This window comes from Pseudomonas cyclaminis (genome assembly GCF_015163715.1).
Taxonomy (GTDB): Bacteria; Pseudomonadota; Gammaproteobacteria; order Pseudomonadales; family Pseudomonadaceae; genus Aquipseudomonas; species Aquipseudomonas cyclaminis.
In genome coordinates, this window is sequence record NZ_JADDUM010000290.1 from 1 (window position 1) to 7274 (window position 7274).

At 63.1% G+C, this 7274-nt stretch carries 6 protein-coding genes and 1 pseudogene; 3 read left to right on the forward strand and 4 right to left on the reverse strand.

Annotated elements, in window-relative coordinates:
* Positions 1-130: 130 nt before the first annotated feature.
* From IQK56_RS31860 to IQK56_RS28580, 4 genes and pseudogenes are all read right to left on the reverse strand, one after another.
* A complete protein-coding gene (locus IQK56_RS31860; protein ID WP_425274656.1) occupies positions 131-904 on the reverse strand; it encodes an ATP-binding cassette domain-containing protein in 774 nt (257 codons plus the stop codon).
* Between the two features lie 258 nt (positions 905-1162).
* Positions 1163-1638: pseudogene (locus IQK56_RS31865) on the reverse strand (ATP-binding cassette domain-containing protein); the annotation flags it as partial.
* Positions 1639-1653: 15 nt separating this feature from the next.
* Positions 1654-2586, reverse strand: coding sequence for a sugar ABC transporter substrate-binding protein (locus IQK56_RS28575; RefSeq protein ID WP_101271522.1), 933 nt, complete (start codon positions 2584-2586; stop codon positions 1654-1656).
* 50 nt (positions 2587-2636) lie between these two features.
* Positions 2637-3644: an ABC transporter permease gene (locus IQK56_RS28580; RefSeq protein ID WP_099586942.1), complete on the reverse strand. Its 1008-nt coding sequence runs from the start codon at positions 3642-3644 to the stop codon at positions 2637-2639.
* A gap of 362 nt (positions 3645-4006) precedes the next feature.
* Between IQK56_RS28580 and IQK56_RS28585 the strand changes: the two genes are divergently transcribed.
* The 3 genes from IQK56_RS28585 to IQK56_RS28595 are packed head-to-tail and all read left to right on the forward strand — an operon-like array spanning position 4007 to position 7245.
* Entirely contained in the window at positions 4007-4843 is an 837-nt protein-coding gene (locus IQK56_RS28585; RefSeq protein WP_122308068.1) for a transketolase, read from the forward strand.
* Positions 4833-5765, forward strand: a complete 933-nt coding sequence (locus IQK56_RS28590) for a transketolase family protein (protein WP_122308069.1) — start codon at positions 4833-4835, stop codon at positions 5763-5765. The genes IQK56_RS28585 and IQK56_RS28590 overlap by 11 nt, the downstream gene beginning before the upstream one ends.
* A gap of 4 nt (positions 5766-5769) precedes the next feature.
* Positions 5770-7245 carry an FGGY family carbohydrate kinase gene (locus IQK56_RS28595; RefSeq protein WP_193864131.1) on the forward strand — a complete coding sequence of 492 codons (1476 nt, stop codon included), beginning with the start codon at positions 5770-5772 and terminating at the stop codon, positions 7243-7245.
* The last annotated feature ends 29 nt before the right edge of the window (positions 7246-7274 follow it).

A 7274-nucleotide genomic window follows, 5' to 3' on the forward strand; every position in this document is an offset into this window, starting at 1 on the left:
GCCGCTTCGCAGCCCAGCGCGGGGCAAGCCCGCTCACCACAGGGTTTTTATGTAAGCCTTTGAGAGTTGTGTAGATACCCATGGTCATCGGGGGCAGCCCCTCCCACATTTGATCTTCGTTGTATGTGGGTTAAGCGGTGGCCATTTCCATTACGGAAACCGGCGTGGCTTCGCCGCGCTCCAGGATCCCCATCTGCCGGCCCCGGCTCATCACCATCACCCGATGGGACAAGCCCAGCACTTCATCCAGGTCTGAGCTCACCACGATCACCGCCATGCCCTTGGCCGCGAGGTCCGCGATCACCTCATAAATCGCCGCCCGTGCTCCCACGTCGATGCCCCGTGTCGGTTCATCGAGGATGAACACCTTGGGATTGCGCGCCAGCCACTTGGCAATGATCACTTTCTGCTGGTTACCGCCGGACAGGCTGGAAATCCGCGACTGCGGCGCGCCTTTCACGCCGAGCCGTGCCACCGCCGTGCGGGCGAATTCACGCAGCGGGGCAGGGAGCACCCAGCCGCGTTTATCCAGCAGGTCGGTGTTGCCGTAGACCAGGTTGTCTTCGATGCGATGTTCGACCACCACACCTTGCTGCTTGCGGTCTTCAGGCACCAGCACCACGCCGGCCTGGATCGCTTCAAACGGGCTGCGCAGCTGCCGCACTTCGCCGTCCAGCATCATGTGGCCCTGGATATCCAGGGCCGCACCGGCAATGGTACGCACCAGCTCTGTGCGCCCGGCGCCGACCACCCCGGCAATGCCGAACACTTCGCCGGCCCGCACGCTGAAGTCGATACCGTGCAGGGCGAATTCGCGGCAGGTCAGGTCTTTGACCTGCAACATCACCTGCTCCTGCGGCGCCTGCAAGGCGGGGAAAATCCGCTCCAGGCTGCGCCCGACCATCTGTTCCACCAGCTCGCGCACCGGCACTTGCGCGGTGGCGTGCAGGGCGATCTGGCGCCCGTCGCGCAGCACCAGCACACGGTCGGCGACGCGTGCGATTTCTTCCAGGCGATGGCTGATATAGATAAACGACACGCCTTCGGATTTCAGGCGTTCGACCTGCTTGAACAGCAGCTCGGTTTCTTCGGCGCCCAGCGCAGCGGTCGGTTCATCGAGAATCAGCAGGCTGGCCTTCAACGTCAGCGCCTTGGCGATTTCCACCAATTGCTGGGCCGCCACGCTCAGGCCTTCGACCTTGCGTGACGCCGGCACGTTGAGCCCCAGGCGTTGCAGTTGGATCTGCGCCTGGGCCTCGATGTAATCGCGGTCGACCCGCCCGTGACGCATGGGCAGGCGACGACGAAGATGTTCTCGGCGATCGACAATTGCGGCAGCAAACGGATTTCCTGGTGGATCAGGCCGATACCCGCGCCCAGTGCCGCGCCCGGCGAGGCGGGTGCATACGGCGCGCCGAGCCAGGTCATGCTACCCCCGGCTTCGGGTTGCACGAGGCCCGCGATGATCGACGACAAGGTCGACTTGCCGGCACCGTTCTCGCCGAGCAGGGCCAGCACTTCACCGGGACGAATATCCACATTGACCTGGGACAACACCTGCACCGGCCCGTAGGCCTTGCTGATATTGCGCAGGCACAGCACCGCATCGGTGCTGCTCTCCAGAGCGGCTGCTTGCATGACGACCTCCAAGGCTTACGGGTGCTGTTGCAGGAACGGCGCGACGTTTTCTTTGGTGGTCAGCACGGTGGGCAGCAGTTGTTCCTTGGGTACGGCTTTGCCGGCCTTGAGGTCAATCGCCGAGGCCACGGCCAGGCGCCCCATTTTCTGGGTCTGCTGGGTCATGGTGGCGTTAAGCACGCCGCTTTCGACCGCCTTGAGCCCGGCCACGTCGCCGTCAAACCCGACCACTACGACCTTGTGATCGAGGTTGCCGACCTTCACCGCCTGGGCAGCGCCCAAGGCCATGGCATCGGCGCGGCCGAAGAATACGGTGATATTCGGGTCGCGCTGGAGCAGGTCCTGGGCCACGGCGAAGCCCTTGTCCTGGGCCCATTCGGCCGGTTGCTGGGCCACCACCTTGAGGTCCGGGAAGGCTTTGAGGCCTTCTTCGAAACCCTTGGCGCGATCATTCTCCGGGGTGGTGCCGAGTTGGCCCTGCAGGATCGCGATGCGGCCCTTGCCGTCGGTGATCTTGCCCACGTACTCGGCCAGGGTCTTGGCGCCGGCCACGCTGTCGCTGGCGATAAAGGTATCGCCGGGTGCGTCGGGGGCGTTGCGGTCCACGGCGATCACCGGAATGCCGGCGGCCTTGGCGGCTTTGACCGGCACACCCGCAGCGGTGGCACCGGCCGGGATGTAGATCAGCACATCGATCTGGCGGGTGATCAGGTCTTCAATCTGGCTGACCTGGGTGGACGAATTGCCCTGGGCGTCCACGGTGATCACCTTGATCCCCTTGGCCTTGCCCTCGGCTTCCACCGATTGCTTGATCTGGTTGAAAAAATCGGCCTGAAGGTTCGCCACGGCCAGGCCGATGGTCAGGTCCTTGGCCCAGGTGGTGCCAGTGGCGGTGAGGGTCGCGGCCGCCAGAGCAGTGGCGATAAGCAGTTTCTTGGGGCTGAACATGTCGGTGACTCCTGGTTTTATTGTTGGAGGGTGTCAACTGTCGAACAGGGTTAACGGGCAGTGCTGGAACGGCGTCGCAGGGTGTCGATGGTCACGGCGAGGGCGATGACCACGCCGATCACCACTTGTTGGATAAACGGGGACACGCCCAGCAGGTTGAGGCCATTGCGCAACACGCCAATGATCAGCACACCCACCAGCGTGCCGCCGATGCTGCCGACGCCGCCACTGAGGCTGGCGCCGCCAATCACCACGGCGGCGATGGCGTCCAGTTCCAGGCTCAGGCCGGCACTGGGTTGCGAGGAGTCCAGGCGCGCAGCCAGGGTCACGGCGGCGATTCCGGCGAGGGCGCCGCTGATGGCGTACACCCACAAGGTAATCGCCCGCACCTTGATGCCAGACAAGCGCGCCACTTCCGGGCTGCCGCCCATGGCATAAAGGTTGCGGCCACCAGCACGAAAGCGCAGGAACACCCAGGCCACCAGCAGCATCACCAGGAACAACCCGACGGTGGCCGACAGAAAGCCGAAATGCCGCACCGTGGCCAGGCTGGTGAACCACTCCGGGTAACCGACGATCTGCCGGCCTTCGGTGAGGATATTCGCCAGGCCACGGGCCACCGACATCATGGTCAGGGTGGCGATAAACGGCGGCAACTTGGCGTAGGTAATCAAGCCCCCGGACACCAGCCCGGCGAGCATGCCGGTGGCGATCGAGATCGGAATCGCAAAGCCCAGCGGCACCGCCTGATCCTGGTAGAGCCAGCCGAGCATCATCATCGAGAAGGCCAGCACCGAACCTACCGACAGGTCGATACCGCCGATGACGATCACCGCCGTCATGCCAATCGCCAGGATGCCCAGCACCGTGACCTGATCAAGGATGTTCAGGCCATTGCGCAACGAGAAGAAGAATTCGGAACTGAAGGAGAAGACCAGCACCAGCAGCACAAGGCCGATCAGCGGGCCGCCGATATTGCTGGGGAGCAGTTTCACCAACCGTGGGCGGGGTGGCGGCTTGAGTTCGGCCGGGTGCTGGACAATAGCTTTGGCGTCCACAGTGTTCTCCTGATTTATTTTTTTTGGAGTGCTTTCAGGCGTCTTGAATATTTATGCGTGCCTGACTGTTAATTCAGATTCCAGTGACACCGTGTCAAAGTCAAGCGCTTAATTTTTCAGGTATGCCTCTAAACCGGCGCTTTCACTCCGGCCAAAGCCACGGGATAGACAAGTCCGTGTGGGATTTTGCCCGTTTGTCCGAGGGATGTTTCTTCGATTTATTTGATTTTTCCGTGGATCGCTCACTTGACCGGGCGGACGATCAGCGTCTAAATAGAAATATATTGTCACTGCTGAATAAATATTCAAACACAGCTTTGGACGCTTTTACCTCACGTGGTCAGCCCCACAGGAGCCGCTGCATGAATGCCTTCCAGTACGACGCCCACCAGATCAAGGAACAGGCCCGCCTGATCCGCCGCCATGTGATCCGCCTCAACGCCGACTCACCGGCCGGCGGCCACACCGGGGCGGACCTGTCGGAAACCGACATCCTCGCCACCCTGTACTTCCGCATCCTCAATACCGGCCCGGAACGCACCGAAGACCCTGAGCGCGATATCTATATCCAGAGCAAGGGCCATGGTGTGGGCGGTTTGTACTGCTGTCTGGCGCAGGCAGGCTATATCCCTACCGAATGGTTGCCCACTTACCAGCACTTCAATTCCCACTTGCCCGGCCACCCGGTGCGCCAGAAAACCCCCGGCATCGAACTCAACACCGGCGCCCTCGGCCACGGCTTGCCGGTGGCGGTGGGGCTGGCATTGGCGGCGAAGATGTCCGGCAGTAAAAAGCGCATCTATGTGCTGACCGGCGACGGCGAACTGGCCGAAGGCTCCAACTGGGAGGCGGCGATGGCGGCGGCCAAGTACGGGCTGGATAACCTGTTTGTGATCGTCGACAAGAACAAACTGCAACTGGCCGGCCTGACCGCCGAGATCATGCCCCTCGACCCGTTGGACGTGAAATGGGCCGCCTTCGGCTTCACCGTCAGCGAGTGCGATGGCAACGACGTGGGCCAGTTGATCGAGTCCCTGGAAACCATGCAGACCCAAACCGGCGCGCCCCAGGTGCTGATCGCCCACACCATCAAAGGCAAGGGCGTGTCCTTTATCGAAGCCCGCCCTGAATGGCACCACCGCGTGCCCAAGGGCGATGAAATCAATGCGGCACTGGAGGAGTTGAACCATGGCGAGTGAACATTTGGCGAGCGTCATGGTGCAGGCCTTTATTGACGCAGTCGACGCCGGGCTGGATGTGGTACCCGTGGTCAGCGACTCCACGTCCACGGCCAAGATCGGCCCGTTTGTGCAGCGCTTCCCGGAGCGCTTGATCAACGTCGGGATTGCCGAGCAGTCCTTGGTCAGCGTGGCGGCGGGGTTGGCCCTGGGCGGCAAGATTGCCGCCACCTGCAACGCGGCCCCGTTTTTGATTTCCCGCGCCAATGAGCAGATCAAGGTGGACGTCTGCTACAACCAGGCCAATGTGAAAATGTTCGGCCTGAACGCCGGTACCAGCTACGGCCCGTTGGCCAGCACCCACCACAGCCTCGACGATATTTCGGTGATGCGCGGCTTTGGCAATGTACAGATCTTCGCGCCGGCCGATGCCATCGAGTGCCGGCAGATTGTCGATTACGCGCTGCGTTACCACGGTCCGGTGTATATACGTCTCGACGGTAAGGCCCTCCCAGATGTGCACGCTGGCGACTACCACTTCCAACCCGGCCAGGTGGATATCCTGCGCCAGGGCGCGGACGTGAGCATCGTTGCCTTGGGCTCGGTGGTGCATGAAGCCGTGGACGCCGCTGCCTTGCTGGCGGAGCAGGGCATCCAGGCGCAGGTGATCAACCTGTCATCGATCCGACCATTGCAGCGCGACGTACTGCTCAGCGCGTTGAGCGGCACCCGTGGGGTGATCAGCGTGGAAGAACACAACATCAACGGCGGCGTCGGCAGCCTGGTCGCCGAAGTGCTGGCCGAAGCCGGGCTGGGCATTCCACTGATCCGCCTGGGTATCGGCGATGGCGAATACGCCGCTGCCGGCGCCCGTGAACCGACCCGCGCCTTGCATAACATCGACGCGGCTGGGATTGTGGCGGCTGCCACTCGGTTGCGGTGAACCCATGACTAACAACACTCCGCTGATCCTGGCGATAGACGAAGGCACCAGCAACGCCAAGGCGGTGCTGGTCAACGAACTGGGGCAGGTGATCGCTCGCGGTTCGCGGCCGCTGAGCGTCAGCCACCCCCAGGCCGGGTTCTCCGAACAGGACCCGCTGTTTATCTGGCACAGCACCCTGGCCGCAATGGAAGAATGCCTGGCCCAGGTGGACCGGTCCATCACGGCCGTGGCCATCAGCAACCAGCGCGAATCCGTGGTGGCCTGGGACCGGCAAACCGGCGAACCCCTGTCGCCGTGCATCAGTTGGCAATGCCGCCGCTCCACGGCGTTGTGCGCCCAATTACATGAGCAGGGGCATGAGGCGCTCATCCTCGAAAAAACCGGCTTGGCCCTCGACCCGATGTTTTCGGCGGGCAAGTTCCGCTGGATTCTCGACAACCTGGACAACGGCCACGCCCGCGCCGCCGCGGGTGAGATTTGCCTGGGCACCGTCGACAGTTGGCTGCTGTGGAAACTCAGTGGCGGCCGGGTGTTTGCCACCGACTATTCCAACGCGGCGCGCACGCAGTTGTTCAACCTGCACACCTGCGCCTGGGATCCCGAGTTGCTGGACTTGTTTGCCATTCCGTTGGTGGCGCTGGCACCGATCCAGCCCAGCGCCGGATTCTTCGCTGAAACCGTCGCCGTGGGCGGCTTGCCTGCGGGTGTCCCGGTGATGTCGATGATCGGCGACTCCCACGCCGCGCTGTACGGGCAGGGCGGTTTCGCCCCGGGGCTGGTCAAGGCCACCCTCGGCACCGGCTCATCCTTGATGACGCCCATGAGCGGCCCGATTGCGTCCACCCATGGGCTGTCGACCACCCTGGCGTGGCATGACGGCAGCAAGCCAACCTTCGGCATGGAAGGCAATATCGTCCACACCGGCGCCGCCGTGCAGTGGGCCTCGCGGCTGGTGGCCGGGGAATCCCTGGATGCCCTGACCGAGCAAGCGGCGCAATTGCCGGACAACGGCGGCGTGTACTTCGTGCCGGCCCTCTCGGGTCTGGGCGCACCGCATTGGAAAGCCGATGCACGTGGGTTGATCTGCGGGCTGACGGAAGCCACCTCGGGCGCGCATATCCTGCGGGCGTCGCTGGAGTCCATCGGTTATCAGATTCGTGATGTGTTTGAAGCGATGCAGCAGGACATCGGCAGCCCCTTGAAGGAACTGTGGGTCGACGGCGGCGCCACGCGCAACCGTTGGCTGATGCAGTTCCTGGCCAACCTGCTGCAACGCCCGGTGGTGCGCAGCCTGTCGCCGGAAGTGTCGGCATTGGGCGCAGCGCATCTGGCGGGCAGGGCGTTGGGGATTTGGGCGAGTGATCAAGCGTTGGGGCAGTTGGAGCGCCAGCGCGAGCGCTTTGAACCGCAGGATGATCCGGCGATGGCCGGGCGTTACACCGAATGGAAAAAGGCCCTGGCCCGCACACTTCTCTAACGGCCTATGCAAACCCAATGTGGGAGGGG

Coding starts and splice junctions, on each gene's coding strand:
- IQK56_RS28575 (WP_101271522.1), bottom strand. CDS start 2,586: ATGTTCAGCCCCAAGAAACTGCTTATCGCCACTGCTCTGGCGGCCGCG.
- IQK56_RS28590 (WP_122308069.1), top strand. CDS start 4,833: ATGGCGAGTGAACATTTGGCGAGCGTCATGGTGCAGGCCTTTATTGAC.
- IQK56_RS28585 (WP_122308068.1), top strand. CDS start 4,007: ATGAATGCCTTCCAGTACGACGCCCACCAGATCAAGGAACAGGCCCGC.
- IQK56_RS28595 (WP_193864131.1), top strand. CDS start 5,770: ATGACTAACAACACTCCGCTGATCCTGGCGATAGACGAAGGCACCAGC.
- IQK56_RS31860 (WP_425274656.1), bottom strand. CDS start 904: ATGGTCGGGCGCAGCCTGGAGCGGATTTTCCCCGCCTTGCAGGCGCCG.